This is a genomic window from Aeromonas tecta, assembly GCF_000820185.1.
Classification (GTDB): Bacteria; Pseudomonadota; Gammaproteobacteria; order Enterobacterales; family Aeromonadaceae; genus Aeromonas; species Aeromonas tecta.
This window is the reverse complement of record NZ_CDCA01000020.1, coordinates 20,905-46,441: the sequence shown is the minus strand read 5'-3', so window position 1 is coordinate 46,441 and position 25,537 is coordinate 20,905. Positions and strand designations below refer to the sequence as shown.

Below are 25,537 nucleotides of genomic sequence, written 5' to 3'. Positions count from 1 at the left end.
CGTATGACCCTTATCTACCCGCAAGGAGCCGTGCAATGAAATGGATGATACTGCTGTTATTACTCGGTGCAGGCGCAGTTTCCGCTGTCTGCCCCGACTATTTCAACGTGGAACAGCGCGAACTCAACAGCACTCAGCGCCACAACCTCTGCCAGCTGACCGAGGGAAAAGTGGTGCTGGTGGTCAATACCGCCTCCTATTGCGGCTATCGCGGCCAGTTCGCGGATCTGGAGCGGCTCTACCAGAGCTACAAGGATAAGGGCCTGATCGTGCTGGGTTTCCCCTCAAACGACTTCTGGCAAGAGTCCGGTGATGAGGGCAAGACCGCCTCTGTCTGCCGCCGTGACTACGGCGTGACCTTCCCCATGTTCAACCGCATTGCCGTGCGCGGCGCGGATGCCAGCCCGATTTACCAGGGACTGGCGGCCGCCGCCGGTGGCGATGCCCCCGGCTGGAACTTCCACAAGTATCTGATTGGCCGCGATGGCAAGTTGATCGCGAGTTATGGCGCCAACCAGGAGCCGGGAGAGGATCCCTTGCTGGGTGAGATGAAACAGGCGCTCGGGCGCTAGGCCTCGCCGGGCCGCTCTGGAATAATGGCGGCCTCCTTCTCTATCTGGACATCCTGTGCTGCAACGTCTGCCCCAAATGGTGATCTTCGATGCCCTGGTCCGTGAACAGGGCATCTCGGCGGCCGCGCGCCGGCTAGGCGTCTCCAAATCCCACATCAGCAAACAGCTGGCCCTGCTTGAAGCCGAACTCGGCGCTCAACTGGTGCAGCGCACCACCCGTCGCTTCTCCCTGACAGAACTGGGGCAGGAGTATGCCCGCCACTGCCGCGCCCTGGTCGCGGTGGCGCTGGAGGCGGATTCCATGGTGGCGGAGCGCCGGGGCAAGGTGAGCGGCGTGCTGCATCTGGGGGTCGGTCAATCCTTCGGCCGGTTGCACGTGATCCCGCGGCTCAAGGCGTTTCAGGATCGCTACCCCGAGCTGGAGCTGGAAGTCTCCCTGTTCGATCGCCGCACCAACCTGGTGGATGAGGGGCTGGATCTCTGGATCACCACCTATGAAGACAAGCCGGAAGCCCTGGTGGGGCAGCGCCTGGCGGACATCGGCTTCGTGCTGGTGGCCTCGCCGGATTACTTGCTGAGCCACGGCACCCCGCTGCAGCCCAAGGATCTGGCCCAGCACAACTGCATCACCTACCAGAGCCGGGAGCGGCGCTATCACGAGTGGTCGTTTCGCCAAGGCAAGGAGCGCCAGACGGTGCAGGTGGCGGGCAACTACCGGGTGGATCTGGCGGAGGCGGTGCGGGACGCGGCCCTGGCCGGGCTCGGCATCGCCTATGTGGCCACCTACCTGCTGGACAAGGAGTTGCAGTCCGGCCAGCTCATTCCCCTGCTGCCCCAGTGGCGACCGAACCAGAAGATGGCGGTGCACGCCGTCTACGCCAGGCGCGAGCACCTGGATCCCAAGATCCGGTTGTTCATCGATTTTCTCAAGGAAGGTTTCGGCCCCGAGCCCTACTGGGAGCAGCGGCTCGCGCCCTGGCTTGGGGGCAGATTGTCCGGCAGGGAAGAATAATCGTTTCCATATAAAAACGCTGACTTTCGCCTGATACCAAAATTGAGCCAAATCAGCAGCTTGCCGCAACCGGTATCGTGCAAACGTTTTTGCTAACAGGTCTGCAACCAAGTGGGCTTGCAGTGACGGGGGAGGGAGCGCAGAATCCGCGCCCATCTTTTATCCCATTAGATGGAACCCCTATGATCGCCCTGCTCGGCATCCTGAGTATTCTGGCGCTGGCCGTACTTTGCTCTGATAATCGTCGTCGTATTCCGTTGCGAACAGTGGGCCTGGCCCTCTGCCTGCAAGTGCTCTTTGCCGGTCTGGTGCTCTGGTTGCCTGCCGGTCAGCATGTGCTGAACGGCGTCAGCGAGAGCGTCAGCAGCGTGATTGGCTACGGTCAGGAGGGGATTGCCTTCCTGTTTGGCGATCTGGCCAAGTTCAAGCTGGGCTTCATCTTCGCCTTCAACGTGCTGCCGGTGATCATCTTCTTCTCCGCCCTCATCGCCATCCTCTACCACATCGGCCTGATGCCCAAGGTGATTGCCCTGCTCGGCGGCGGTCTGCAAAAACTGCTGGGCACCGGCCGCGCCGAGAGCCTCTCCGCCACCGCCAACATCTTCGTCGGCATGGTGGAGGCGCCGCTGGTGGTCAAGCCTTACCTCTCCAAGATGTCCGATTCCCAGTTCTTCGCGGTGATGAGCTGCGGCCTGGCCTCGGTGGCTGGCGGCACCCTGGTGGGTTATGCCAGCATCGGTGTCGAGCTGAAGTACCTGATTGCGGCGGCCTTCATGTCGGCCCCCGCCGGTCTGGCCATGGCCAAGATCCTGGTACCGCCCAGTGCCGATGAGGTGGATCATCACCAGGATGTGGAGATGCCGCGCTCGACCAACGTCATCGAGGCGGCGGCCGACGGTGCCATGGCCGGTCTGAACATCGCCGTGGCCGTGGGTGCCACCCTGCTGGCCTTCGTCGGTGTCATCGCTCTGCTTAACGGTCTGCTCGGCTGGACCGGCGATCTGGTGGGGCTGGACCTGAGCTTCCAGATCATTCTGGGCTGGCTGTTTGCCCCCGTTTCCTGGCTCATCGGTGTGCCCTGGGATCAGGCTCAGGCGGCTGGCGCGCTGATCGGCACCAAGATCGTCATCAACGAATTCGTCGCCTTCATTGCCCTGGTGCAGGATCAGACCCTGGATGCCTCGAGCAAGGCCATCGTCACTTTCGCCCTGTGCGGCTTCGCCAACATCTCCTCCATGGCGATCCTGATCGGCGGTCTGGGTTCCATGGTGCCGGAGCGCAAGGCCTTCATCGCCCGTTACGGCATGCGCGCCATCCTGGCGGGTGTGCTGGCGAACCTGATGAGTGCCTCCCTGGCAGGCCTGTTCCTCGCCCTCTGATTGACCCGAAATAAGCACCTTCCGGTCAGAGCCCGCTTCGGCGGGCTTTTTTGTGGCTGGATGACAGGCAAAAAAAAGCGCCTCTGGGGAGGCGCGGGGAAAAAAGACAGATTGGAAGCGTCACATGGGTGCTACTTGGAGGAGGGATGAGCCGTGCCATCCAAGTATGACGCTATCATGCCTGTCACTATCTGAAGCCCTTCTGAGGCGATGCTTCATATTGTGTTCATTTTGCCAAACGCTGCCGGTGGCTTATGTGGCATCGTGTTGATACTGCTTTTATTTAAATAATCAGTGTTTTATTTTTGTGTTGGTTGAATTTAAGGCGCAAATGAGGAGCCCGTTCACGCGGGTCCAGGGCGAGCAGCCAGTGGTCCTGAAGGGGAGGTCTTCGGCTGTCAGGGAGTCAAAATGAAACCACGGCTGTCTTGCTCCAGGGCAAGCAGCCAATGGTTGTGAAGGGGAGGCTTTCTGCTGTCAGGGAGTCAGAATGAAGCCACGACTGTCTTGCTCAAGGGCGAGCAACCACCGCTTGATCGGCAGGCCGCCACCATAGCCGGTCAGGTTGCCGTTGCGGCCGATGACGCGATGGCAGGGCACTATGATGCTCAGGGGATTCTGGCCGTTGGCGGCGCCCACGGCGCGCATCGCTTTGGGATTGCCGATGGCCTGAGCGATGTCGAGATAGCTGAGGGTCTCGCCGTAGGGAATCTCGCACAGCGCCTGCCAGACCGCCTGCTGAAATGGCGTGCCTCGGGCGGCCAGCGGTAGATCGAAGTGTTGCAACCGACCGGCGAAGTAGGCCTCGAATTGTTCGATGAAAGGGGCAAGTGCCACATCATCCCGCTGCCACTCGGGTGCGGGCTGGATGGGGCGCTCCCCCTGTATAAACTCCACGTGACGCAGGCCATTCTGGTCGATGGCGACGAGCAGAGGGCCCAGGGCGCTGTGGCAAAAGCTGTATCTCATCGTTGCGGGTTCCTGAGAGGTAAGGGGGCCGGATATCACTCCAGCCCGGGTTTGCCGCGGGTGGATTTTATCTCCCCCTTGCGCTTCTTGGCGTCGACCCGCTTGCGCTGGGAGCTGCGGGTCGGCTTGGTGGCATGGCGCGCCTTGGGGCGCCAGGCGGCCTTCTTCAGGAGCTCGGTCAGCCGGCTCATGGCCTCCTTGCGGTTCATGTCCTGACTGCGGTGGGTCTCGACCCTGATCTGGATGAAACCGTCGTGTACCCGGCTGTCACTCAGCTTCTCCAGCCCCTCCTTGTAGAGATCCGGCAGGCTGGGGGAGTCGCGATAATCGAAGCGCAACCAGACGGCGGAGTCGGTCTTGTTGACGTGCTGACCGCCGGCACCCTGGGCGCGCATGGTCTGAAATTGCAGCTCATGCCAGGGGATGATCACGTTGTTGGAGATGACTAACATGGGGTGATGCTCTCATTTGGTGCATCAAGGGAGTCTGGTGCAGCTTGGTGCCTCATTATGGGGCGAGATGCGCTTCCTTGGTGATCCCAGGCCCTAATGGCCCAAGGGTTAAAGCTTATCTTTATGAAAATAAACAATAAAAATACTTGGCACAAGAATTGATGACCCTTCCATGACATACCATGGATTGGGAGCAACCAGATGAAGCTGATTACCGCGATTATCAAACCCTTCAAGTTGGACGACGTGCGCGAGGCCATCGCCAACCTGGGGGTAGAAGGCTTGACCGTGTCCGAGGTCAAGGGCTTTGGCCGCCAGAAGGGACACACCGAATTATACCGGGGAGCCGAGTACCAGGTCGACTTCCTGCCCAAGGTAAAGCTGGAAATTGCCACCGCTGACGACAACGTGGAAGGGGTGATCGAGGCTATCTGCAAGGCGGCCTACACCGGCAAGATTGGCGATGGCAAAATTTTCGTCTATGACCTGTTGCAGGCTGTCCGGATCCGCACCGGCGAGAGCGACGACGAGGCTCTGTGATCCCGCCAACGCCCCTGTCACCACAGCGATGGGGCTGTATGAGTATCGGCGTCGCACCCTGTCAGACCGTCATGAAAAATAAGTGAATTATCATCAGAAGGCTGGATGGCGCGCCATCCGGCCTTTCTGTTTAGTCAATGGTTAAATCTGTGATCCTACCTCTGTAAACCGTCTTGATCCGCCCGTTGTGTCTCATGCAGAATGCAAACGTAAATTGTTATCACTCGATACGCAACTCAAGGAATGGATGATGAAAATGAAGATGCTGGCACTGGCGTTCTCGACTCTGGCCGCCCAGTCGGCCTTTGCCGCCGGGGAAGTGAATGTCTACTCCAATCGGCAGGATGAGCTGATCAAGCCCATCATCCAGCAGTTCGAGAAAGAATCCGGTATCAAGGTCAACGTGGTGTTCGCCAAAGAGGGACTGAACGAGCGCCTGGAGCGGGAAGGCAAACTCTCCCCGGCCGACCTGATGCTGACCGTCGACATCAGCCGTCTGACCGATCTGGTGGACAAGGGCCTGGTGCAGCCGGTGGATAGCAAGACGTTGCAGGAGAACATCCCCTCCATCTACCGTGACCCGGACAACAACTGGTTCGCCCTGACCACCCGGGTGCGCGCCATCTATTCCAGCAAGGATCGTCTCGGCAAGCTCGACACCATCCGCTATGAAGATCTGGTCAAGCCTGAATTCAAAGGGAAAATCTGTACTCGTAGCGGCAAGCACGAGTACAACGTGGCGTTGGTCTCCTCCATGATCGCCCATGACGGCATGGCCAGCACCAAGACCTGGCTGGAAGGGGTCAAGGCCAACCTGGCGCGCAAGCCCCAGGGCAACGATCGGGATCAGGTCAAGGCGATCAAGGACGGCATCTGTGACGTGTCGCTCGGCAACAGCTACTACCTGGGCGCCATGTTGAAGGATCCGGCGCAAAAATCCTGGGCCGATGCGGTCTACATCAACTTCCCGAATCAGGCCGATCGCGGTGCCCACGTCAACGTGAGCGGCGTGGCCATGACCAAGTATGCCAAGAACAAGGTTGAGGCCCAGAAGCTGATGGAGTTCCTCGCCGGCGACACCGCCCAGCACATGTATGCGGACGTGAATGCCGAGTATCCAGTCAAGGCCGGGGTCGAGCCTTCCGCCATGGTCAAATCCTGGGGCAGCTTCAAGTCTGACGCCCTGCCGGTCAGCGATTATGCCAAGCACCGCAAGGACGCCTTGCAGCTGTTGGATGAAGTGAAGTTCGATTTGTAATCAGATGGGGCCAAGGGCCCCATCAAACACTGTGGCCTCATGAAAAATTCTGGTTGGATTGCCAGCAGCTGGGCCTTGGCCCTGCTGCTGGGTTTACCCGTACTCGCCCTCGTCTTCTCTGCCTTGTCGGCGGATGGGGCGCTGTTTTCCCACCTCGCCGATACGGTACTCTTTGACTACATCGCCAATACCCTGAGTCTGGTGTTGGGAGTGGTCGGGCTCAGCCTGCTGTTTGGGGTGCCCACCGCCTGGCTGGTGGCCATGTGTCAGGTGCCGGGCCGCCGTGCCCTGCAGTGGGCGCTGATGCTGCCCATGGCCATGCCCTCCTACATCGTCGCCTACGTCTATACCGACTTGCTCGACTACTCGGGCCCGCTGCAAGCGGGGCTGCGCGTCCTGTTTGACTGGCAGACGCCTGCCGATTACTGGTTCCCGGCCATTCGTTCCCTCGGCGGGGCCGCCTGGGTGCTGGCGCTGGTGCTGTTCCCCTATGTCTATCTGCTGACGCGCGCCTCCTTCCTTGAGCAGTCGGTCAGCCTCATTCACTCCAGCCGGTTGCTCGGCTGCACTCCCTGGCAGAGTTTTCGCCGCCTCAGCCTGCCGCTGGCCCGCCCGGCCATCATGGTGGCGGTTTCCCTGGTGGCGATGGAGACACTGGCTGACTTTGCCACCGTTCACTTCTTCGCCGTCAACACGCTGACGACGGCCATCTACGACACCTGGCTCGGTTATGGCAGCCTGGCCACCGCCGCCCGGCTCTCCTGCCTGATGCTGCTGGCGGTGGTGCTGCTGATCGCCTTCGAACGCCGCTCCCGTCAGCGCCAGCAGGTGTTCCAAAAATCCATGGGCCATGAGCCGCCGCTGCGCTATCCGCTCAGGGGAGTCCCCCGCCTGTTGGCCGGCCTCTGGTGCTGGGGATTGGTCATCGCGGGTTTTGTGCTGCCCTTCGTCATCCTGCTCGATTACGGGGTACGCTACTTCGAACTCTCCTGGACGCCGGAGTTTGTGCGTTTTGCCGGCAATAGCCTGCTTATCTCGACGCTGACCGCCCTGCTGGCCATGGGCATCGCCCTGCTGCTCGGCTTCTTCCGCCGTCTCGATGGGGGCACCCGCAGCCTGTTGCCGCTGCGCATCGCCGCCATGGGTTATGCCATGCCGGGCACAGTGCTGGCCATCGGGGTGCTGGTGCCGCTGACGGCGCTCGATTTTGGTATCAATGATTTGGCGCAGTGGCTTGGGGGGCAGGGGCCCGGTCTGCTGTTGACCGGCACCCTCACCGCCATCGTGTTTGGCTATCTGGTGCGCTTCGTGGCCATCGCCATCGGCTCGGTGGAGAGCAGCATGGGCAAAATCTCCCCCAGCCTCGACATGGCAGCCCGCTCCCTCGGGCAGGGGGCGGGCGGCATGCTGCGGCGGGTCCATCTGCCGCTGGTGCGGCGCGGCCTGTTCGCCGGCGCCATGCTGGTGTTCATCGAATCCATGAAGGAGCTGCCCGCCGCCCTGCTGCTGCGGCCGTTCAATTTCGATACCCTGGCGACCCATGTCTATCAGTTCGTCTCGGACGAGATGCTGGAGCGGGGAGCGCTCGGCGCCATCGTCATCGTGCTGGTGGGATTGTTGCCGCTGATCTGGGTCAATCGCAGCCTGGATAGCTCGGGCCACTGACGCCCCCTTGCAATACCCGGTCGCCGTCGCGTCTTGGCCGGAGTGACATAACAACATGAGAGGAACTGAGCCGTGTCTTGCTTGCAAGTAGAGAAGGTCAGCTGCCGTTATAACGGTCAAAACGTGCTGGAGCAGCTGTCCTTGTCGGTCGCTGACAACGAGATCGTCTGTTTGCTGGGGGCCAGCGGTTGTGGCAAGACCACGCTGCTCAAGGCCATCGCCGGCCTGTTGCCGCTGGCCGAAGGCCGCATCCTGCTGGGTGACAGCCTGTTGGATGAGCCGGGTCACAGCGTGCCACCCGAGGCGCGCAACATCGGCATGATCTTCCAGGATTACGCCCTGTTCCCCCATCTGACGGTGGCCGACAACGTCGGCTTCGGCCTGGTCAAGCAGAGTCGCAGCGCACGTCGGCAGCAGGTGGAGGAGGCATTGGCGCTGGTCAACTTGCAAGGGTTGGGGGATCGCTACCCCCATCAGCTGTCCGGTGGTCAGCAGCAGCGGGTCGCCATCGCCCGCGCCCTGGTGTGCAAGCCACGGCTGATGTTGCTGGACGAACCCTTCTCCAACATCGATACCCAGGTACGGATGAAGCTGATCCTCGAGATCCGCGCCCTGCTCAAGCAGCAGGGGATAGGCGCCATCTTCGTTAGCCACAGCAAGGAGGAGGCGTTCGCCTTCGCCGACCGGCTGGCGCTGTTTCGGGCCGGTCACATCGAGCAGGTGGGTCAGCCGGAGCAGCTCTATCGCCGCCCACAGAACCGCTTCGTGGCGGAGTTTCTCGGCGGTGTGAACTATCTGGCCGTCGAGGTGGTGGACAGTCACTGCGTGCAGACCGCGCTGGGGCTGGTCTGTGGCCACGAGCCCCATGGCCGCACCGTGGGTGAGCGGCTGCAACTGATGCTCAGGCCCCAACAGCTGGTGCTGACGGCGGCCGCGGACGGTGCGCTGCGGGTACAAGAGCAACAGTTCCTCGGTCACCACTGCCGGGTGCTGGTGGAATGCGCGGGCCAACGGCTGGAAGCCAGCATAGGGGAGCCGCTCGTCGGAGCGCGGGCGCGGGTCGAGGTGCCCCCCCATGTGCTGGTGCTGTTCGATCTCCTGCCCGATAGCGATGTGAAATCAAGGAATTGACCTCATTCCGGTTTATAATCGCGCCACGCCCATAGCCCATGTCTTTGGAGAGAGAAATGAAAGCCCAAGCCGGGATCTGTGCAGAGCCGAATCTGCATGCCCTCTATCTGATGTTCAATCGCACCGGTGACGGCGCCGAGCTGGCCGCCCGTCTGGCCAAGTTGCCCGTCCTGTGGGACGCGGTGAGTGCCGATTTCCCCGACGCCGCTTTCACTGGCCTGGTCGCCGTGGGCGCCGAAGGCTGGGATGCCATCTATCCGGCCGCTCGGCCACCCCAGTTCCGTGGCTTTATGGCGCAGTCCGCCAATGGTCAAGAGGCACCGAACACTCCGTTCGACTTGTTCGTGCAACTGCGCGCCGACCGGGTGGATGTGCTGCATCACGCCGGTCACCGCGTCATGGCGCTGCTGGCGGGTCTGGTCACGCTTGCCGAAGAGGTCAACGGCTTCCGCAATCAGGATTGCCGGGATCTGACCGGTTTCGTCGATGGCACCGAGAACCCGCAGGGCGAGCACCGTGCCGAAGTGGCACTGCTGGAGGGCGGCGAGTTTGCCGGCGGCTCTTACATCCATGTGCAGCGCTGGGTGCATGCCCTGCACGAATGGGAGAAGCTGGCGCTGAAGGAGCAGGAAGACATCATAGGTCGTACCAAGGTCGACAACATCGAGTATGAGTCTGCCAACAAGCCGCTCACCTCCCACATCAAGCGGGTCAACCTCAAGACTCCGAAGGGCGAGTCCATGGAGATCCTGCGCCAGAGCATGCCCTGGGGCACCATGCGCGAGCAGGGGCTCTATTTCATCTCCTGCTGCCGCACCCCGCAGCACTTCAACGCCATGCTGGCCAGCATGTATAAGGGGGAGGGCAGCCATTTCGATCATCTGCTGCGCTTCACCAAGGCAGTGACGGGGGTAGCTCTCTTCGCACCCTCGCAAGATTTCCTGCTGTCACAGGGGAAATAACAGCACGAATGCGCTGAAAAAATGAGCCGAAATGGGCGGTCTGTGGCGGGCCTCGACCCTGTCGGCTCATTTATAGCGCCGGGCAGCAAAGCCCTTGTGCAAGACAGGCGGCAAGCAGGCCGCACAGATAACAAAAACCCCGGCCTAGGCCGGGATTTTTCGTTCAGTTTATGGCGCCCATCGGGCCGCCACCTGATTAAGGGGTCTGTTCGAACAGCTCGAGCGCCGAGAGGTAGAGCTCTTCGATGTCGGTATCGCTGGTCGGGGTGATGAAGATGGTGTCATCACCGGCGATGGTACCGAGGATCCCTTCGGCCTTGCCGAGGGAGTCGAGCAGGCGGGCGATTAGCTGGGCCGCGCCAGGGCTGGTGTGGATCACCACCAGGGCGCCGTTGTGGTCGACATCCAGTACCAGGTTCTTGAGCGGGCTGGAGGTGGTGGGGACACCCAGCTCCACCGGCAGGCAGTAAACCATCTCCATCTTGGCATTGCGGGTGCGAACGGCGCCGAAGCGGCTCAGCATGCGCGAGACCTTGGATTGGTTGATGTTCTCGAAGCCCATCTCTTGCAAGGCGGTGACTATCTCTGCCTGGGAGCCAAAACGCTCCTCTTTCAGCAGGGCTTTAAAGGCCTTGGCCAGTTTTTCTTGCTTGTCGTTATGTTTCATCTTGGACTCACGAATGAGGGGTGTGACCGCCTGTCACGCTCAGGCGGCAGATACGAACAGCGCTGCTATTTTGCATTCATATGCCTATTTTGGCAAGGAAGCGGCGCTTGTTCTGCATATCGATTCAAATTTAGCTTGCATCCACCCACCTTGCAGCTAAAATCAGGACGAAATTTTGAAAACTTATTCAATTGGGTTGTATGGGTATTGAATTAATCGGTATCGAAAAGTCCTGGCACAAGGTGCCGGTACTACAGCAGGTCAGCTTCAAGACCGCACCCGGCGAGACCTTGGTATTACTGGGCCCAAGCGGTGCGGGCAAGAGTTCGCTGCTGCGCATGATGAACCTGCTGGACACTCCGGATACCGGTGTACTGCGCATCGGCGACAGTGAATTTTCTTTCCCGTCCACCCTGTCCCCAGCGGAATTCAGCCGTCAGGCACAGGCGCTGCGTCGCAAGGTAGGCATGGTGTTCCAGCAGTACAATCTCTGGCCGCATCTGACCGTGATGGAGAACCTCATCGAGGCGCCCGTCAAGGTGCTCGGTATGAGCAAGGACGCGGCCATCGAGAAGGGCCTCTACCTGCTGACCCAGCTGCAGCTGGCCGACAAACGGGACGCCTGGCCGGCTCGTCTGTCCGGCGGTCAACAGCAACGGGTGGCCATCGCTCGCACCCTGATGATGGATCCGCAAGTGCTGCTGTTTGACGAACCCACAGCGGCGCTCGATCCTGAAATAACCAAGGAGGTGGCGGAGATCATCCGTACCCTCAGCCAGACCGGCATCACCCAGGTGGTGGTCACCCACGAGGTGGAATTTGCCCGCAAGGTTGCCAGTCAGGTGATTTATCTGGAGAAGGGGCGGATCATCGAATCCGGTAGCGCCGCTATCTTCCAGGCCCCGCAAACCAGCCGGTTTGCCGAATTCTTGATGCATTGATATTGAATCGATAAGGAAGCTGTCATGAAAAAGAGTCTGTTGTTGGTTGCGGCCATGGGCCTGTTGAGCACCTCGGTAATGGCCAAAGAGATCAAGTTCGCCACCGAGGCTACTTATGCACCGTTCGAATACCTGGACGACAAGAACGAGTTCCAGGGTTTCGACATCGATCTGGCCCGCGCCATCTGCGCCCAGGTCAAGCTGGAGTGCAGCTTCCACAACCAGGCCTTTGACAGCCTGATCCCCAGCCTCAAGTTCCGTCGCTACGATGCTGCCATCGCCGCCATGGACGTGACCCCGGAGCGGGCCGCCCAGGTCGATTTCTCCGACATCTATTATGTGAACTCCGCGGTGTTCGTGACCAAGAAGGGTGCCTTCAAGGGGCCGGAAGACTTGGTCGACAAGACTGTCGGCGTGCAAAACGGCAGCTCTCACCAGTCCTACCTGGTAGATAACTGGATCAGCAAAGGTCTGTTGACCGTGCCCTACGCCAGCTACCAGAGCGCCTTCCTCGACATGATGAATGGCCGTACCGATGGCGTCTTTGCCGATACCGCCGTCGCCGCCGAGTGGCTCAAGCAGCACAAGGATTATGGTGTCATCGGTACCCCGGTCACCGACGCCAAGTACTTCGGTACCGGTTTTGGTATCGCGGTGGCCAAGGACAATCAGGAGCTGCTGACTCAGCTGAACAAGGGGCTGGCCGAGATCAAGGCCAACGGCACCTATCAGAAAGTCTTCGACAAATACTTCGCGCAGTAAGCCATGTTGAGCCTGTTGTTGGATGCAGCCTGGATGACCCTGGGGCTGGCCTTGGCATCACTGGTCGGGGGCATGGTGTTGGCGCTGGCGTTCAGCGCCGCCGAGCTCAGCAAACGTAGCTGGTTGGTGTGGCCGGTGGCCACCCTGACCACGCTGATCCGGGGCCTGCCCGAGCTGCTGGTGGTACTGTTCATCTACTTCGGCTCGACCCAGGTGCTGTTCCTCATCACTGGCGAGTATGTGGAGTTCAGCCCCTTCGCCTGCGGCGTGCTGGCGCTCTCCCTGCTGTTTGCCAGCTATGCCACCCAGACCCTGCGTGCGGCGCTCAATGCGGTGCCTGCCGGGCAACGGCTGGCGGCGCTGGCGCTGGGGTTGGGCAAGGCGCACATCTTCTTTCGCATCGTGCTGCCTCAGGCCTGGCGTCATGCCCTGCCGGGGCTCGGCAACCAGTGGCTGGTGCTGCTCAAAGACACGGCGCTGGTCTCCCTCATCGGGGTGAACGAGATGATGCGTCAGGCGCAGATGGCCTCGGCCAGCACCTATGAACCCTTCACCTGGTATGCCGCCGCGGCCCTCATCTATCTGGCGATCAGTCTGGTGAGCGAGTTCGGGCTCAAGCAGGCTGCCCGCTATACCCGTCGCTACGGAGGCTGACCATGCAGGACTATCTCATGACCCTGCTGGGGGGATTAGTGATCACCCAGGAACCGACCGTTTTCAGTCAGCTGAGTGAATGCGGGTTCAAGCCGGCATCCTGTTATACCCGTCGTTACGGAGGCTAACCATGCAGGACTATCTCATGACCCTGCTGGGTGGTCTGGCGATCACTTTGCAGTTGACCTTCTTCAGCCTGCTGCTCGGCGTGTTGCTGGCGGTCGGCATGACCTGGGTGCTGGAGCGCCGTATTCCGGTGGCGACTCAGCTGGTACAGCTATGGGTGCTGATCTTCACCGGCACGCCGCTGCTGATCCAGATCTTCCTCATCTACTACGGGCCTGGCCAGTTTGAATGGCTCAAGTCCGGGCCGCTGTGGCCGCTGCTCAAGCAGCCTTGGTTCTGCGCCGTGCTGGCGCTGGGTTTCAACACCGCCGCCTATTCCACCCGGCTGTTCAAGGGGGCGCTCGATACCATCCCCGCCGGTGAGGTGGAGGCTTGCCGGGCACTCGGCTTCTCGGCCGGACAAACCCTGTGGATGAAGGCTCGCCATGCCGCTCGCCGGCTGGTGCCCGCCTACTCCAATGAGGTGATCCTGGTGCTCAAGGGCAGCTCGCTGGCCAGCACCATCACCATCATGGACATCATGGGGCTGGCCCAGCGTCTCAATGCCCAGACTTATGACACCTTGGCGGTGTTCACCGTGGCCGGAGCCCTCTATCTGACCATGAATGGATTGTTAACAATTGGTTTCCGTTGGTGCGAGCGCAGAGCGCTGGCATTCCAGGCCTAAAGCAGTCGTATTTACCCCTTAATGGAAGGGAAGGCACAGAAAATCTGTGCTTTCCGTCCCATTTATCGCAGATTCCTCTCTCTTTTCGTCACCGCTTGTTCCCTGGCTCACAGAACCTGTGATTACAACTGTTATCAGATTGTTTTTTATCAGGGGATCCTTTAAGGTGAGGCGCACAATAAGAAACAGCCTTCTTCCCAACAAGAAACAACCTTAAACCTACGCTTGAACATGGAGTTGATCATGAAAGTTGCCGTTCTGGGTGCCGCTGGTGGCATTGGCCAAGCCCTCGCTCTGCTGTTGAAAAATCGCCTGCCAGCTGGTTCCGAATTGAGCCTGTATGACATTGCCCCGGTCACTCCCGGTGTGGCAGCCGATCTGAGCCACATCCCGACTGACGTGAAAGTAAAAGGTTTCTGCGGTGAAGATCCGAGCCCGGCTCTGGTCGGCGCCGATGTCGTGCTGATCTCTGCCGGTGTGGCGCGCAAGCCCGGCATGGACCGTTCCGACCTGTTCAATATCAACGCCGGTATCGTCAAGAATCTGGTGGAAAAATGTGCCGCGACTTGCCCGAAGGCACTGATCGGCATCATCACCAACCCGGTCAACACCACGGTCGCCATCGCTGCCGAAGTGTTGAAGAAGGCCGGTGTCTATGACAAGCGTCGCCTGTTCGGTGTCACCACCCTGGACGTCATCCGTGGCGAGACCTTCGTGGCCGAGGCCAAGGGTCTGAACATCGACAAGATCCGTGTCAACGTGATCGGCGGCCATAGTGGCGTGACCATTCTGCCGCTGCTGTCCCAGATCGAAGGCGCCAACTTCACTGCCGAAGAGGCAGCCGCCATGACCAAGCGCATCCAGAATGCCGGTACCGAAGTGGTGGAAGCCAAGGCCGGTGGCGGTTCTGCCACCCTGTCCATGGGTCAGGCGGCGTGCCGCTTCGGTCTGTCCCTGATCAAGGGTCTGCAGGGTGAAGCCAACGTCATCGAATGCGCCTATGTCGAAGGCAACGGCGAGCACGCTACCTTCTTCGCGCAGCCCATCCTGCTGGGCAAGAACGGCGTCGAAACCGTGCTGGACTACGGCAAGCTGAGCGCCTTCGAACAAGAGGCGATGAACAGCATGCTGGCCACCCTGAAGGCTGACATCCAGCTGGGCATCGACTTCGTCAAATAAGTCGAAGACTGTTCATGAGGGGAGCTTCGGCTCCCCTTTGTCATTTTGGCGATCCAGTAGGTGGGCCAATCGGGGGGCTAAGGAGATGGGATCTGCGGCCGATAACCGAGGGCAGCAGGAGATCTCTATGATGAAACCCAGTACCCTCGTCGGCCTTATCTGTTTATGCAGCCTTCCCTTGCAGGGGGCTGAGCCGGTGTCGTCCGCCTCGCCAACCCAGCCGCCACCAGCGCCGACTACTGCCAGCCCGGCGTCTGCGGCTGCAGCCGCCGTTGCCGTCACCACGGCATCCTCTAGCGAACCTGCTGCATTGTCTGCGACGGCGCCTCTGGCAACTGTGCCAGCCGCTGCCCCATCGATTGCCTCCACCGTTGCCACCTCGCCGCTACCCGTGGCTCCTGTTCCCGTACCAGCGGCGTCGCCAACTATCGTACCGGCGGCGCCACTGCCCACCGCACCCGCTGCGGTGCCGTTGCCCAAGGCGGCAACGCCAGCGCCCCTGACCGGTGCTAATCTGCAGGCGGTGCCGCTTTATCGACAGGACGAGCTGCTCAACTGGATAGAGCAGGGGCGCCATCTCACCCGGGTGAAGCAGGACAGATGCCAGCTGACGCAAGACATCGAGGCGCGCGCCTCTGTGATGAAGATCCCTGCTTATCAGTTCCTGTGGGGGGACATGCTGGCCTGGGGCGTCTGCATCAAGCCGGATGCCCAGATCGGGGTGCAATATATGTGGGAGGCGGCCAATCAGGGGTTGGCCCCTGCACTTGAGCAGCTGGGGCGCTATTACTGGAAAGGGATACTGGTGCAAAAAGATCTGGCGCGGGCCGAGACCCTGATGCGCGAAGCTGCCAGCCTTGGCTTCCAGCGGGCACAGATCGAATGGGTCGAGATGCTGCTGCAGGGCATGGGCAGTCCGCTCGACTACGAGGAGGCTTACCACTGGCTGCACGGCGCTGTCATCGGTGACAAGGCCACTCACCAGAAGGCCGCCAGTCTGCTTAGCCGGCTCGGCAATCGGATGCCCGCCAATGCCATCGCCCGGGCCAAGGCCATGCACTAAGCCCGTTCTGATACAACAAGGCCCACGCTGTGCGTGGGCCTTGTTGTATGCAGAGGTTGCCTGGCCTGTATCAGAGATCCTGATGGGGGCCGAACACCTCGTAATGCAGCCTGTCGGCAGGTACACCCAGGCTGGTCAGCTGGTCTTTCACTGCCTTCATGAAGCCAACCGGGCCACAGAAATAGTAGTGGGCATCGGCCGGGATAAGGTCGGTGACCTGTTCAAGGTTCAGAGTGCCGGCAAAGTCATAGTCTCGTCCTTTTACATCTTGCTCCCCTGGCGTGCGATACCAGATCCGGCTCTGCAGTCTGGGGTGCTGCTGGCTCTTGGCCTGGATCTCCTGCTTGAAGGCGTGCAGGGCGCCGTGCTCGCAGGCGTGCAACCAGCGGATGTCGGCCTCATGGCCGTTGGCAAGCAACTGGTTGAGCATGCTCAACATGGGGGTGAGACCTACCCCGGCGGAGAGCAGCACCACCGGGGTGCCAGCCTCGGCTCGCAGCACGAAGTCGCCGGTCGGCGGCATCAGCTCCACCTCGTCACCGACTTGCAGATGGTCGTGCAGCAGGTTGGAGACCTGACCATCGGCCTCGCGTTTGACGCTGATGCGGTAGTCACGGCCATTGGGGGCATCGGAGAGGGAGTACTGGCGGATCTCCTGATACTCCAGCGTCGGGTGGCGAAGTTGGATGCTGAGGTACTGGCCCGGTGTGAAGCGCAGCACCGGCTTGCCGTCGACCGGCGCTAGCACGAAGGAGGTGATGAGCTCGCTCTCCACCTGCTTCTGCTTGATGATGAAGGCACGGGGGCCTTGCCAGCCACCATCCTGGGTCGCTCTCTCCTGATAGATCTCGCTCTCGCGGCCGATGAAGATGTTGGCCAGCACGCCATATGCCTTGCCCCAGGCGTCCAGCACCTCGTCGGTCACCGCGCTACCACCCAATTCTTTGAGCGTGGCCAAGAGATGACTACCTACAATGTGATATTGTTCCGGTTGGATCATGAAGCCGGTGTGCTTGTGGGCGATACGCTCTACCGCGCCACCGAGGGCACCCAGGTTGTCGATATTCTTGGCGTAAGCCGCGACGGCATTGAACAGGGCCAGCGGTTGGCCACCGCTGCGCTGGTGCGCCAGGTTGAAAATATCTTTCAGCTCGGGATTGTGGCTGAACATGCGCTGATAGAAGTGTTGGGTGAGGGCAGGCCCCGCCGATTCGAGCAAAGGGATGGTACTTTTGATGACGGCGATGGTGGCTTGATCTAACATAAGAGGTCCTTACTAATTGAGCATTTAAAATGTTACTTAATAAGTTGCATCCTAGATGTTTAATTGATCTGAATCAACAATCAATTTTGCGCTATGCGCCATAGGCACTATGAGACTCACGAGTTATACCGATTTTGGATTGAGAGCCCTGCTCTATCTGGCCACCTTGCCGGAGGGCGAATTGTCGAGCGTGGCCAAGGTGTCCGCCCTGTACGACGTGTCCCGCAATCACATGGTGAAAGTGGTGAATCAGCTGGTGAAGCTGGGCTATCTGCAGTCCCAGCGCGGCAAGAATGGCGGGATCCGCATGGCCTGGGCCCCGGAGTCCGTCAACATCGGTCAGGTGATCCGGGCACTGGAAGGCAATCTGGACGGGATCGATTGCAACTCTCCCGTCTGTCATATCGTCTCGGTCTGCCTGCTGAAGAGTGCCTTGAAAGAGGCGATGAATGCCTTCCTGGCGGTGATGGACAGCTATACCTTGCAAGACTTGCTCGCCAATCGCGACGAGTTGCAGAAGGTATTCGGGGAGTTGATTCCAACCCTGGTGCTGGAGCCGGATGAGGAAAACGAGCAAACCGAATAAGACGAAAAAGGCTGCCATCGGCAGCCTTTTTTCAATCCTCGTAACCTGACTCGTTACGGTATAGATGCGGCATGATCCGCGCCATCTTCACCATGTTGTTCTCTACGTCGAGAATTTCGATGGGATAGCCCGCCAGCCTGACGCTGATGTTGGGTTGGGGGATCTCCTCCAGATACTCCAGGATCAGCCCGTTGAGGGTGCGGGGACCGTCGATGGGCAGATGCCAGTTCATCTCCTTGTTCAGCTCTCGGATGCTGGCCGAGCCTTCCACCAGGAAAGAGCCGTCCGGCTGGGGATGGATCTCGTCGCTCGGCGCCGGTGTCATGGAGGTGGTGAAGTCGCCGACTATCTCCTCCAGGATGTCGTCCAGGGTGATCAACCCCTGAATATCGCCATATTCATCGACAATCAGCCCGATCCGCTCCTTGTTGCGCTGGAACTTGGCCAGTTGCACGTTGAGTGGTGTCCCCTCGGGAATGAAGTAGATGGGATCGACCTCCCGCAGCAGGCTGGACTTGCTGAACTGATCCTTGGCGACCAGCCTGAGCGCATCACGCGCGTGTAAAAATCCGACAACATCGTCGATATTGTCGCGATAGAGCAGGATCTTGGTGTGAGCGCAGTGCGCCAGCTGACGCAGTATGGTCTTCCAGTCATCGTTGATGTCGATGGCATAGATCTCGCTGCGCGGCACCATGATGTTCTCCACCGTCATCTTGTCCAGATCCAGGATACTGATCAGCATCTCCTGATGGCGCTGGGGGATTAGGCTGCCCGCCTCGTTGACTATGGTGCGCAGCTCCTCGGTGTTGAGGGAGTCATCCTTGCGGTGATCCAGTCGCATCAACTTGAGCAGCAGGTTGGTGATGCCATTGATGAGCCAGACGAAGGGGGCGAGGGGCACCATCAGCCCCTTGAGTACCCAGGAGGCCGGATAGGCAATCTTCTCGGGGAACATGGCGGCCAACGTCTTGGGAGTGACTTCGCCAAACACCAGCACCACCAGGGTCAGGCCGACGGTGGCGATGGCGACGCCGAGGTCCCCGAACAGCCGGATGCAGACGATGGTGGCGATGGCGGAGGCCAGGATGTTGACCAGGTTGTTGCCGATGAGGATGAGACCAAGCAGGCGATCCGGCCGCGCCAGCAGTTTTTCTACCCGGCGGGCGGCCTTGTGCCTGGTCTGGGCCAGATGTCGCAACTTGTAGCGGTTGAGGGACATCAGACCGGTTTCGGAACTCGAGAAGAAAGCAGACAAGACGATCAAGATAACGAGAACAATCAGTAATGTGCTCGTTGAGATACTGTCCAAGAAGGGGCTCCTGTTGGATAGGTGGCAGAGGGGTGAGCGTTTAGCTCAGCAAGACTTCCTTGACGAAGCGACTGCCAAAATAGGCCAGTGTCAGAATGAAGCTGCCGATGAGGCTCAGGGTAATGACCTTGCGCCCGCGCCAGCCGCGGGTGTGATGACCCCACAGCAGCAGCACATAGACGCACCAAGCCAGGATCGAGAGGATCGCCTTGTGGGACTTGCCCTGGGCGAACATGTCTTCCAGGAAGAACAGGCCGGAGGCGATGGAAAGCGTCAGCAGGAACAGACCGGCCGAGATGAGCTGGAACAGCCGTTTTTCTACCGTCATCAGCGGTGGCATGGCAGGCAGGTTACTGATTTTTCTGGATTTCAGCTTCCGGTCAAGGTAGGCAAGCTGAAGCGCAAACAGGCAGGCGATCATCAGCACCGAATACGCCATCAGAGCCAGCCCGATGTGCAGCAACAGCTGGGGATGGGCTTCCAGGTGAGTGATGTAACGGCCGGGAATGAGGGCGCTTGCCGCCAGCAGCAACGCGGAGAAGCTGTAGACCACGGGCAGCAGGATCCAGCCGTTGAAACGGCGGGTCACGCAAGTCATGAAGCAGCTGATGATGAGGCTGACCAGAGAGGCGACGTTCAGCATGCTGAGATTCTGGCCGGAGTGAGTGGCCAGCACTTCGCTTCCCACCGCGATACCGTGGGCAGTCAGGGCCAGACCGACGCAGGCGAACAGCGACACCTGCCCGACGGGCTTGGCACTGAGCAGCAGATGCAGCGAGGCGATGATGGCCAGCAGGTAAAACGCCAGGGCCAGAACAGAGATCACGATCATAACCAGGTCGTTGTTAAACAAGCTTTATGGATAAGAGGGGCAGTATACCTTGCACAAGATATGCTCGCCAGTTGTGCCAGGAGCTAACTGCCCATATATAAGTAGCAGGTGACCACCGCGTGCGGTGAATAATCGTCCTCTGGCGTTGACTGAGGTATGATGCTCCCACTCTATTAGACCCGCTCAGCGTGATGGCTGGTGGCCGCTACGTGCGGCGAATCATCGTCCTCATGGTACTGACTGGGGTATAATGCCCCCCATTTGTTACGCCAAGAACCGGAATGCGTCATGTTTGAGAATTTGACTGAACGACTCTCGCGCACCCTGCGCAATGTCAGTGGCCGTGGCCGGCTGACCGAAGAGAACATCAAGGATACCTTGCGTGAAGTACGCATGGCGCTGCTCGAGGCGGACGTCGCCCTGCCGGTCGTGCGTGACTTCGTGGCGCGAGTCAAGGAACGGGCGGTCGGCCAGGAAGTGGCCAAGTCGCTGAGCCCGGGCCAAGCCTTCATCAAGATCGTGCATGGCGAGCTGGTCTCGGTCATGGGCGAGGCCAACGAGCAGCTCAACCTGGCCGCCCAGCCACCGGCCATCATCCTGATGGCGGGTCTGCAGGGTGCCGGTAAGACCACGACCGTGGCCAAACTGGCCAAGTTGCTCAAAGAGCGCCACAAGAAGAAGGTGCTGGTGGTCAGTGCGGACGTTTACCGTCCCGCGGCGATTAAGCAGCTGGAGACCCTGGCCAGTGACATCGGGGTCGAGTTCTTCCCGAGTGATGTGACCCAGAAGCCGGTGGCGATCGCTACCGCCGCCATCGATCAGGCCCGCAAGAAGTTCTATGACGTGGTGATCGTCGATACCGCCGGTCGTCTGCACGTTGATAGCGAGATGATGGCGGAGATCCAGGATCTGCACGCCACCATCAAACCGGTCGAGACCCTGTTCGTGGTGGATGCCATGACCGGTCAGGATGCAGCCAACACCGCCAAGGCCTTCAACGAGGCGTTGCCGCTCACCGGTGTCATCCTCACCAAGGCGGACGGTGATGCCCGTGGTGGTGCCGCGCTGTCGGTACGCCACATCACCGGCAAACCGGTCAAGTTCATCGGTATGGGTGAGAAGAGCGATGCGCTCGAACCCTTCCACCCGGACCGGCTCGCCTCCCGCATCCTCGGCATGGGCGACGTGCTCTCCCTCATCGAGGAAGTGGAACGCACCGTCGACAAGGAAAAAGCCGCCAAGCTGGCCGACAAGGTCAAGAGTGGCAAGGGCTTCGACCTGGAAGATTTCCGCGAGCAGCTGGCCCAGATGCGCAACATGGGCGGCATGATGGGCATGCTCGACAAGTTGCCTGGCATGTCCGGTCTGCCGGATAACGTGAAGGATCAGATGGATGACAAGCTCACCGTGCGGATGGAGGCCATCATCAGCTCCATGACGCCCAAGGAGCGTGCTCATCCCGATCTCATCAAGGGCTCTCGCAAGCGCCGCATCGCCGCGGGCTCCGGCATGCAGGTACAGGACGTGAACAAGCTGCTCAAGCAGTTCACCGAGATGCAGCGCATGATGAAGAAGATGTCCGGCAAGGGCGGCATGCGCAAGATGATGGGGCAGATGAAGAACATGCTGCCGCCCGGATTCGGTGGCGGTGGCCGCGGCCCGTTCTGATGTTCCTGCTTGTCAGACCGAAAGGCTCACCCTTGGTGGGCCTTTTTCATGCCACTCCCTGCGCAAAAAATAACTGGCTTGGTTGCAATTATTACGAATCCAAGTAGAATTACGCGGCTTATTTTAAGCTAGGGTCTGCGTATTTGCAGGCCTTGTTCATTAGATGTTTATGAGGACGATATGGTAACCATTCGTTTACAACGTGGTGGCGCGAAAAAGCGTCCGTTTTACCAGGTAGTAGTTTCCGACAGCCGTTGCGCCCGTGATGGTCGTTTCATCGAGCGCGTTGGTTTCTTCAACCCGGTTGCTACCGGCAACGCTGAAAAGCTGAAGCTGGACCTGGCTCGTATCGAGCATTGGGTTGCTACTGGTGCCGCTGTTTCTGACCGCGTTGCCAAGCTGATCAAAGACGCTGCTAAAGCTGCTTAATCAGTCAAACGGTAGGGAGTTAAGGTGGAAAAACCTATAGTTCTGGGCACCCTGGGCACCGTTTACGGGATCAAGGGCTGGCTTAAAGTGAACTCCTTCACCGATGTTGCCGAAGCGATTTTCGATTACACCCCCTGGATGATTCATCAGAACGGGGAGTGGCGTGAGATTCAGGTTTCGGCCTGGAAGCGTCACAACAAGGGTCTGATCTGCAAACTCGATGGTATCGATGTGCGCGAGGATGCCCTGGCATTGACCAATGTCGAGATTGGCGTACCAGCTAATCTGTTGCCTGCGTTGCCTGAAGGTGAGTTCTACTGGCGTGACCTGATTGGTTGCTCCGTCAAGACCACCAAGGGATACGACCTGGGCAAGGTAACCGAATTGATGGAAACCGGCTCCAACGATGTGTTGGTGGTTGAGGCCAATGTAAAAGATGCCTTTGGTGCGAAGGAGCGGTTGATTCCGTTCCTGGAAGAGCAGGTGATCAAGAATATTGATCTGACTGCTCGAACAATCGAAGTTGATTGGGATCCTGGTTTCTAGTTTCCCGCGCTAACACGGGTGCCGGAGGTTTCTTATGTGGATTGGGGTCATTAGCCTCTTCCCGGAAATGTTCCGAGCCATTACCGAGCACGGGGTAACGGGTCGGGCCGTCAAGAGTGGCCTGCTGCAGATTGAGTGCTGGAACCCTCGGGACTTTACCCACGACAAGCACCGTACGGTCGATGATCGTCCTTATGGTGGTGGTCCTGGAATGTTGATGATGGTGCAGCCGCTGCGTGATGCAATTCATGCGGCCAAGCAAGCGGCGGGAGACGGGGCGAAAGTCATCTATCTCTCTCCTCAGGGGCGCAAGCTGACTCAAGCGGGCGTAACCGAGTTGGCGACAAATCAGAAACTGATTCTGGTCGCCGGTCGATACGAAGGTGTCGACGAACGCGTGATCCAAACCGAAGTCGACGAAGAGTGGTCTATTGGTGATTACGTGTTAAGTGGTGGTGAGTTGCCTGCCATGACCCTGATCGATGCGGTTTCGCGTCTGGTCCCAGGGGTCTTGGGTGATCAGGCCAGTGCCGAGCAGGACTCCTTTACGGATGGCCTGCTGGATCATCCCCACTACACTCGGCCGGAGTTGTTGGATGGATTGGCGGTGCCGGAGGCGCTGACAAGCGGCAATCACGAAGTGATTCGACGCTGGCGGCTCAAGCAATCGCTCGGACGAACCTGGCAGAGAAGGCCGGAACTTATTAACAACCTAGCTCTGACTGACGAGCAAGAATCACTTCTTGCCGAGTATGTCCGCGAAGTGCGTGACAGCGTCTAAGTAGAGTTTTCAGTTTATCCTAGGTAAGGAAAGACAATGAGCAAGATTATTCAGCAGCTTGAACAAGAGCAACTGCGTACCGACATCCCGGCATTTGCCCAGGGCGACACCGTACGTGTTCAAGTTCGTGTTAAAGAAGGTGGTAAAGAGCGTCTGCAGGCTTTCGAAGGCATCGTCATTGCCAAGCGTAACCGCGGTCTGCACTCTGCTTTCACCGTTCGCAAGATCTCCAACGGCGAAGGTGTTGAGCGTGTATTCCAGACTCACTCTCCGCTGATCCACAGTGTAGAACTGAAGCGTCGTGGTGATGTTCGCCGCGCCAAACTGTACTACCTGCGCAACCTGTCCGGCAAAGCTGCTCGTATCAAAGAGAAGCTCAACTAATTCGATTCGAATTAGTGTCGAGAAATCGACAGGTAGTGAAAAGGCTCGCCAATGGCGAGCCTTTTTTGTTTCCGTCATCCGCAGCTCAGGCGGGCTGACTGACTCGCACCACGGAGTTGTCTCGTCCGAACGGGCCGGGCACATAGTCATCGGCCGCCCAGTCATTGTCGTAATGGGTCTCTCCTCCCGGCTGTACCAGCTGATAACAGTACTCGAAATGGCTGGGGCCATCGGTGGGCAGATTGAGCGTTGCCCTGAACTCTCCACTCTTCATTCGTTTGAGTTCAATGGGTTGCCACTGGCTGAACTCCCCCAGCAGCAAGACCTGTTCGGCCTCGCCCGCGGCCTCCTTTTCCACTGCGAAGGTCACCTTGACCTCGGGACGCGACTTGAGAAACTGCTTGTTTATCGGCATGAAGCCTCCTTGTCACTGACTGCGAAGAAAGTGTGTCTGGTTATTTTTATATCACTTTATGACAAAGATGTTGATAGCAAAGATCAAACGGGCAGGGCGAAGTGGCGTTGCAGCAGTTGGTGGGTGAACGGGATCTTGAGGTAGAAGCCCCGTGGCAGGGTCTGGATCGGCTGACCATTGCGGCCGATGGCACGGGTCAGCGCCTTGCTGTTGGCGGCTTTGGGCCTGAGTTGCATGACCTGGCCGTGGCGGGCGCTGATCTGCTCAACTTCCCCCAGCACTATCATGTCCATCAGCTCCTCCCAATCCTGGCGCAGCAGGCGATCCTCTTCTTCACTCGGGCTCCACAGCAGGGGCATGCCGACCCGGCGCTCGCCAATGGGGATCTCACGATGGCCCTCCACCGGGATCCAGAGCACCCGCGACAGCTTGTTGCGCACATTGGATTCCTCCCAGCGCAGACCACTGACCCCGATGAGAGGAGCGACACAGACGAAGGTTGTTTCCAGCGGTTTGCCTTGAGGATCGACCGGGATCGTCTTGAGCTCGATGCCGAGATCCGGAAAGTCCTGCTCCGGCCTGCTGCCCGCACTGGCGCCGAGCTGCCATTCGATCAACTGACCGGTCCAGCCCTTGTCCCGCCGCAGATCCCGCGGTACCGGGATCCCGGCGGTGGCGGCGAGCTGGGCCAGGGTGAGGCCCGCCATGGCATAGGCGCGAGTCAGCAATTCCTGCTCTGACTGGGGATTGGCGGGCATGGAGGGCTCCTGTTAACGGGGGATGAGTCTGGTCAGTGTGATCCTTATTGAGGATCGCTGTTTTTATAACCGATCCTCGCCCGGTTGTGCACAGTGGGGCAAGGATGAATCATTATAAGCTATAGCAATGATTTTAAAGGAATTTGACTATTTTTTCCAGTTCTTGGAAGAGAAGGATCCAGGTTGAAACGAGTTGTCCAAGGGTTTGGCCTAGCTGTTGCACATAGTTATCCACAGAAATCTTGGATAACTGGCATAAAGTGGTCATGACAGGCCTGGGAATAGAAATAAATGTGAGAATGCCCCGATTTTTCCGGCCATATCGGTGCAGATAATGCGCCATCCTTGTGGATAAACTAGCCTTGGTGGATCTTTGAGCAGTGGAACTTGTTCACAATTGACAGCCAGGATCCTTTGGGCCAAAAGACATGGATCTTGATCCAGCATTAAAATATTAACTATATGTATTTAAATGAATATTTTGTTTTTTCATGAATCAGGTATGATATTGGCTGATTTGATGTTCTGGTATGAAACTACTGTATATACCAGCTTGATCACAG

The 25,537-nt window shown here is 59.1% G+C and carries 29 protein-coding genes; 21 read left to right on the top strand and 8 right to left on the bottom strand.

Features of this window, described 5'->3' with window-relative positions; all coding sequences use genetic code 11:
* Nucleotides 1-35 precede the first annotated feature (35 nt).
* From BN1137_RS04910 to BN1137_RS04900, 3 genes are all read left to right on the top strand, one after another.
* The gene (locus tag BN1137_RS04910; protein WP_050717530.1) at nucleotides 36-572 is read left to right on the top strand and encodes a glutathione peroxidase; all 537 of its coding nucleotides are present in this window, start codon (nucleotides 36-38) and stop codon (nucleotides 570-572) included.
* A gap of 76 nt (nucleotides 573-648) precedes the next feature.
* Nucleotides 649-1,584: a LysR family transcriptional regulator gene (locus BN1137_RS04905; protein ID WP_050717856.1), complete on the top strand. Its 936-nt coding sequence runs from the start codon at nucleotides 649-651 to the stop codon at nucleotides 1,582-1,584.
* Between the two features lie 182 nt (nucleotides 1,585-1,766).
* Entirely contained in the window at nucleotides 1,767-2,963 is a 1,197-nt protein-coding gene (locus BN1137_RS04900; protein WP_050717529.1) for a NupC/NupG family nucleoside CNT transporter, read from the top strand.
* Between the two features lie 477 nt (nucleotides 2,964-3,440).
* Here the strand turns inward: BN1137_RS04900 and BN1137_RS04895 are convergent, their stop codons facing one another.
* Nucleotides 3,441-3,932, bottom strand: a complete 492-nt coding sequence (locus tag BN1137_RS04895) for a methylated-DNA--[protein]-cysteine S-methyltransferase (protein ID WP_050717528.1) — start codon at nucleotides 3,930-3,932, stop codon at nucleotides 3,441-3,443.
* 35 nt (nucleotides 3,933-3,967) lie between these two features.
* On the bottom strand, nucleotides 3,968-4,384 hold the full coding sequence (gene arfB, locus BN1137_RS04890; RefSeq protein WP_050717527.1) for an alternative ribosome rescue aminoacyl-tRNA hydrolase ArfB: 417 nt from the start codon (nucleotides 4,382-4,384) through the stop codon (nucleotides 3,968-3,970).
* A gap of 201 nt (nucleotides 4,385-4,585) precedes the next feature.
* Here arfB and glnK point away from each other — a divergent pair, with 201 nt between their 5' ends.
* The 5 genes from glnK (at nucleotide 4,586) to BN1137_RS04865 (ending at nucleotide 9,940) form a co-directional block, all read left to right on the top strand.
* Nucleotides 4,586-4,924: a P-II family nitrogen regulator gene (gene glnK / locus BN1137_RS04885; protein ID WP_011704615.1), complete on the top strand. Its 339-nt coding sequence runs from the start codon at nucleotides 4,586-4,588 to the stop codon at nucleotides 4,922-4,924.
* Between the two features lie 250 nt (nucleotides 4,925-5,174).
* A complete protein-coding gene (locus BN1137_RS04880) occupies nucleotides 5,175-6,182 on the top strand; it encodes a Fe(3+) ABC transporter substrate-binding protein (protein ID WP_083443363.1) in 1,008 nt (335 codons plus the stop codon).
* Between the two features lie 39 nt (nucleotides 6,183-6,221).
* Nucleotides 6,222-7,847, top strand: coding sequence for an ABC transporter permease (locus tag BN1137_RS04875; protein WP_050717525.1), 1,626 nt, complete (start codon nucleotides 6,222-6,224; stop codon nucleotides 7,845-7,847).
* A gap of 72 nt (nucleotides 7,848-7,919) precedes the next feature.
* Nucleotides 7,920-8,978, top strand: a complete 1,059-nt coding sequence (locus BN1137_RS04870; RefSeq protein WP_050717524.1) for an ABC transporter ATP-binding protein — start codon at nucleotides 7,920-7,922, stop codon at nucleotides 8,976-8,978.
* A gap of 56 nt (nucleotides 8,979-9,034) precedes the next feature.
* Nucleotides 9,035-9,940 (top strand): Dyp-type peroxidase, encoded by a 906-nt coding sequence (locus tag BN1137_RS04865; protein WP_050717523.1) that lies wholly within the window; start codon nucleotides 9,035-9,037, stop codon nucleotides 9,938-9,940.
* A gap of 196 nt (nucleotides 9,941-10,136) precedes the next feature.
* Here the strand turns inward: BN1137_RS04865 and argR are convergent, their stop codons facing one another.
* The gene (gene argR, locus BN1137_RS04860) at nucleotides 10,137-10,607 is read right to left on the bottom strand and encodes a transcriptional regulator ArgR (protein ID WP_005308670.1); all 471 of its coding nucleotides are present in this window, start codon (nucleotides 10,605-10,607) and stop codon (nucleotides 10,137-10,139) included.
* Between the two features lie 200 nt (nucleotides 10,608-10,807).
* Between argR and BN1137_RS04855 the strand changes: the two genes are divergently transcribed.
* From BN1137_RS04855 to BN1137_RS23100, 7 genes are all read left to right on the top strand, one after another.
* Nucleotides 10,808-11,548, top strand: a complete 741-nt coding sequence (locus tag BN1137_RS04855; RefSeq protein WP_050717522.1) for an ATP-binding cassette domain-containing protein — start codon at nucleotides 10,808-10,810, stop codon at nucleotides 11,546-11,548.
* Nucleotides 11,549-11,572: 24 nt separating this feature from the next.
* A complete protein-coding gene (locus BN1137_RS04850) occupies nucleotides 11,573-12,310 on the top strand; it encodes a transporter substrate-binding domain-containing protein (RefSeq protein ID WP_050717521.1) in 738 nt (245 codons plus the stop codon).
* A 3-nt stretch (nucleotides 12,311-12,313) separates the two neighbouring features.
* Nucleotides 12,314-12,964: an arginine ABC transporter permease ArtQ gene (artQ, locus tag BN1137_RS04845; RefSeq protein WP_050717520.1), complete on the top strand. Its 651-nt coding sequence runs from the start codon at nucleotides 12,314-12,316 to the stop codon at nucleotides 12,962-12,964.
* 2 nt (nucleotides 12,965-12,966) lie between these two features.
* Nucleotides 12,967-13,092 carry a hypothetical protein gene (locus BN1137_RS23030; protein WP_269745111.1) on the top strand — a complete coding sequence of 42 codons (126 nt, stop codon included), beginning with the start codon at nucleotides 12,967-12,969 and terminating at the stop codon, nucleotides 13,090-13,092.
* Between the two features lie 2 nt (nucleotides 13,093-13,094).
* Nucleotides 13,095-13,757, top strand: coding sequence for an arginine ABC transporter permease ArtM (gene artM / locus BN1137_RS04840; RefSeq protein ID WP_050717519.1), 663 nt, complete (start codon nucleotides 13,095-13,097; stop codon nucleotides 13,755-13,757).
* A 243-nt stretch (nucleotides 13,758-14,000) separates the two neighbouring features.
* Nucleotides 14,001-14,936: a malate dehydrogenase gene (gene mdh / locus BN1137_RS04835; protein ID WP_050717518.1), complete on the top strand. Its 936-nt coding sequence runs from the start codon at nucleotides 14,001-14,003 to the stop codon at nucleotides 14,934-14,936.
* A gap of 466 nt (nucleotides 14,937-15,402) precedes the next feature.
* Complete coding sequence (locus BN1137_RS23100) at nucleotides 15,403-15,999, top strand: tetratricopeptide repeat protein (RefSeq protein WP_050717516.1); 597 nt, start codon at nucleotides 15,403-15,405, stop codon at nucleotides 15,997-15,999.
* A 70-nt stretch (nucleotides 16,000-16,069) separates the two neighbouring features.
* On the opposite strand, the gene hmpA is transcribed toward BN1137_RS23100, so the two are convergent.
* A complete protein-coding gene (hmpA, locus tag BN1137_RS04820) occupies nucleotides 16,070-17,263 on the bottom strand; it encodes an NO-inducible flavohemoprotein (RefSeq protein WP_050717515.1) in 1,194 nt (397 codons plus the stop codon).
* Nucleotides 17,264-17,372: 109 nt separating this feature from the next.
* On the opposite strand from hmpA, the gene BN1137_RS04815 reads away from it, so the two are divergent.
* The gene (locus BN1137_RS04815; protein ID WP_050717514.1) at nucleotides 17,373-17,849 is read left to right on the top strand and encodes an Rrf2 family transcriptional regulator; all 477 of its coding nucleotides are present in this window, start codon (nucleotides 17,373-17,375) and stop codon (nucleotides 17,847-17,849) included.
* Nucleotides 17,850-17,880: 31 nt separating this feature from the next.
* On the opposite strand, the gene BN1137_RS04810 is transcribed toward BN1137_RS04815, so the two are convergent.
* Both BN1137_RS04810 and BN1137_RS04805 read right to left on the bottom strand, forming a co-directional pair.
* Nucleotides 17,881-19,161, bottom strand: coding sequence for an HlyC/CorC family transporter (locus BN1137_RS04810; protein WP_050717513.1), 1,281 nt, complete (start codon nucleotides 19,159-19,161; stop codon nucleotides 17,881-17,883).
* A gap of 40 nt (nucleotides 19,162-19,201) precedes the next feature.
* Complete coding sequence (locus BN1137_RS04805) at nucleotides 19,202-19,993, bottom strand: cytochrome C assembly family protein (RefSeq protein ID WP_050717512.1); 792 nt, start codon at nucleotides 19,991-19,993, stop codon at nucleotides 19,202-19,204.
* A gap of 288 nt (nucleotides 19,994-20,281) precedes the next feature.
* Here BN1137_RS04805 and ffh point away from each other — a divergent pair, with 288 nt between their 5' ends.
* From ffh to rplS, 5 genes are all read left to right on the top strand, one after another.
* A complete protein-coding gene (gene ffh / locus BN1137_RS04800; RefSeq protein WP_050717511.1) occupies nucleotides 20,282-21,661 on the top strand; it encodes a signal recognition particle protein in 1,380 nt (459 codons plus the stop codon).
* A gap of 180 nt (nucleotides 21,662-21,841) precedes the next feature.
* Complete coding sequence (gene rpsP / locus BN1137_RS04795; protein WP_050717510.1) at nucleotides 21,842-22,090, top strand: 30S ribosomal protein S16; 249 nt, start codon at nucleotides 21,842-21,844, stop codon at nucleotides 22,088-22,090.
* Between the two features lie 24 nt (nucleotides 22,091-22,114).
* Nucleotides 22,115-22,636, top strand: coding sequence for a ribosome maturation factor RimM (gene rimM, locus BN1137_RS04790; protein ID WP_050717509.1), 522 nt, complete (start codon nucleotides 22,115-22,117; stop codon nucleotides 22,634-22,636).
* A gap of 34 nt (nucleotides 22,637-22,670) precedes the next feature.
* Nucleotides 22,671-23,417, top strand: coding sequence for a tRNA (guanosine(37)-N1)-methyltransferase TrmD (gene trmD / locus BN1137_RS04785; protein ID WP_050717508.1), 747 nt, complete (start codon nucleotides 22,671-22,673; stop codon nucleotides 23,415-23,417).
* Nucleotides 23,418-23,453: 36 nt separating this feature from the next.
* Nucleotides 23,454-23,801 (top strand): 50S ribosomal protein L19, encoded by a 348-nt coding sequence (rplS, locus tag BN1137_RS04780; RefSeq protein WP_005313505.1) that lies wholly within the window; start codon nucleotides 23,454-23,456, stop codon nucleotides 23,799-23,801.
* A gap of 85 nt (nucleotides 23,802-23,886) precedes the next feature.
* Here the strand turns inward: rplS and BN1137_RS04775 are convergent, their stop codons facing one another.
* Both BN1137_RS04775 and mutH read right to left on the bottom strand, forming a co-directional pair.
* Entirely contained in the window at nucleotides 23,887-24,216 is a 330-nt protein-coding gene (locus BN1137_RS04775) for an isoamylase early set domain-containing protein (protein ID WP_050717507.1), read from the bottom strand.
* Nucleotides 24,217-24,299: 83 nt separating this feature from the next.
* Nucleotides 24,300-24,974 carry a DNA mismatch repair endonuclease MutH gene (gene mutH / locus BN1137_RS04770; RefSeq protein ID WP_050717506.1) on the bottom strand — a complete coding sequence of 225 codons (675 nt, stop codon included), beginning with the start codon at nucleotides 24,972-24,974 and terminating at the stop codon, nucleotides 24,300-24,302.
* Nucleotides 24,975-25,537: the final 563 nt, after the last annotated feature.

Coding starts and splice junctions, on each gene's coding strand:
- BN1137_RS04910 (WP_050717530.1), top strand. CDS start 36: ATGAAATGGATGATACTGCTGTTATTACTCGGTGCAGGCGCAGTTTCC.
- BN1137_RS04905 (WP_050717856.1), top strand. CDS start 649: ATGGTGATCTTCGATGCCCTGGTCCGTGAACAGGGCATCTCGGCGGCC.
- BN1137_RS04900 (WP_050717529.1), top strand. CDS start 1,767: ATGATCGCCCTGCTCGGCATCCTGAGTATTCTGGCGCTGGCCGTACTT.
- BN1137_RS04895 (WP_050717528.1), bottom strand. CDS start 3,932: ATGAGATACAGCTTTTGCCACAGCGCCCTGGGCCCTCTGCTCGTCGCC.
- arfB (WP_050717527.1), bottom strand. CDS start 4,384: ATGTTAGTCATCTCCAACAACGTGATCATCCCCTGGCATGAGCTGCAA.
- glnK (WP_011704615.1), top strand. CDS start 4,586: ATGAAGCTGATTACCGCGATTATCAAACCCTTCAAGTTGGACGACGTG.
- BN1137_RS04880 (WP_083443363.1), top strand. CDS start 5,175: ATGAAAATGAAGATGCTGGCACTGGCGTTCTCGACTCTGGCCGCCCAG.
- BN1137_RS04875 (WP_050717525.1), top strand. CDS start 6,222: ATGAAAAATTCTGGTTGGATTGCCAGCAGCTGGGCCTTGGCCCTGCTG.
- BN1137_RS04865 (WP_050717523.1), top strand. CDS start 9,035: ATGAAAGCCCAAGCCGGGATCTGTGCAGAGCCGAATCTGCATGCCCTC.
- argR (WP_005308670.1), bottom strand. CDS start 10,607: ATGAAACATAACGACAAGCAAGAAAAACTGGCCAAGGCCTTTAAAGCC.
- BN1137_RS04855 (WP_050717522.1), top strand. CDS start 10,808: ATGGGTATTGAATTAATCGGTATCGAAAAGTCCTGGCACAAGGTGCCG.
- BN1137_RS04850 (WP_050717521.1), top strand. CDS start 11,573: ATGAAAAAGAGTCTGTTGTTGGTTGCGGCCATGGGCCTGTTGAGCACC.
- artQ (WP_050717520.1), top strand. CDS start 12,314: ATGTTGAGCCTGTTGTTGGATGCAGCCTGGATGACCCTGGGGCTGGCC.
- BN1137_RS23030 (WP_269745111.1), top strand. CDS start 12,967: ATGCAGGACTATCTCATGACCCTGCTGGGGGGATTAGTGATCACCCAG.
- artM (WP_050717519.1), top strand. CDS start 13,095: ATGCAGGACTATCTCATGACCCTGCTGGGTGGTCTGGCGATCACTTTG.
- mdh (WP_050717518.1), top strand. CDS start 14,001: ATGAAAGTTGCCGTTCTGGGTGCCGCTGGTGGCATTGGCCAAGCCCTC.
- hmpA (WP_050717515.1), bottom strand. CDS start 17,263: ATGTTAGATCAAGCCACCATCGCCGTCATCAAAAGTACCATCCCTTTG.
- BN1137_RS04815 (WP_050717514.1), top strand. CDS start 17,373: ATGAGACTCACGAGTTATACCGATTTTGGATTGAGAGCCCTGCTCTAT.
- BN1137_RS04805 (WP_050717512.1), bottom strand. CDS start 19,993: ATGATCGTGATCTCTGTTCTGGCCCTGGCGTTTTACCTGCTGGCCATC.
- ffh (WP_050717511.1), top strand. CDS start 20,282: ATGTTTGAGAATTTGACTGAACGACTCTCGCGCACCCTGCGCAATGTC.
- rpsP (WP_050717510.1), top strand. CDS start 21,842: ATGGTAACCATTCGTTTACAACGTGGTGGCGCGAAAAAGCGTCCGTTT.
- trmD (WP_050717508.1), top strand. CDS start 22,671: ATGTGGATTGGGGTCATTAGCCTCTTCCCGGAAATGTTCCGAGCCATT.
- rplS (WP_005313505.1), top strand. CDS start 23,454: ATGAGCAAGATTATTCAGCAGCTTGAACAAGAGCAACTGCGTACCGAC.
- BN1137_RS04775 (WP_050717507.1), bottom strand. CDS start 24,216: ATGCCGATAAACAAGCAGTTTCTCAAGTCGCGTCCCGAGGTCAAGGTG.
- mutH (WP_050717506.1), bottom strand. CDS start 24,974: ATGCCCGCCAATCCCCAGTCAGAGCAGGAATTGCTGACTCGCGCCTAT.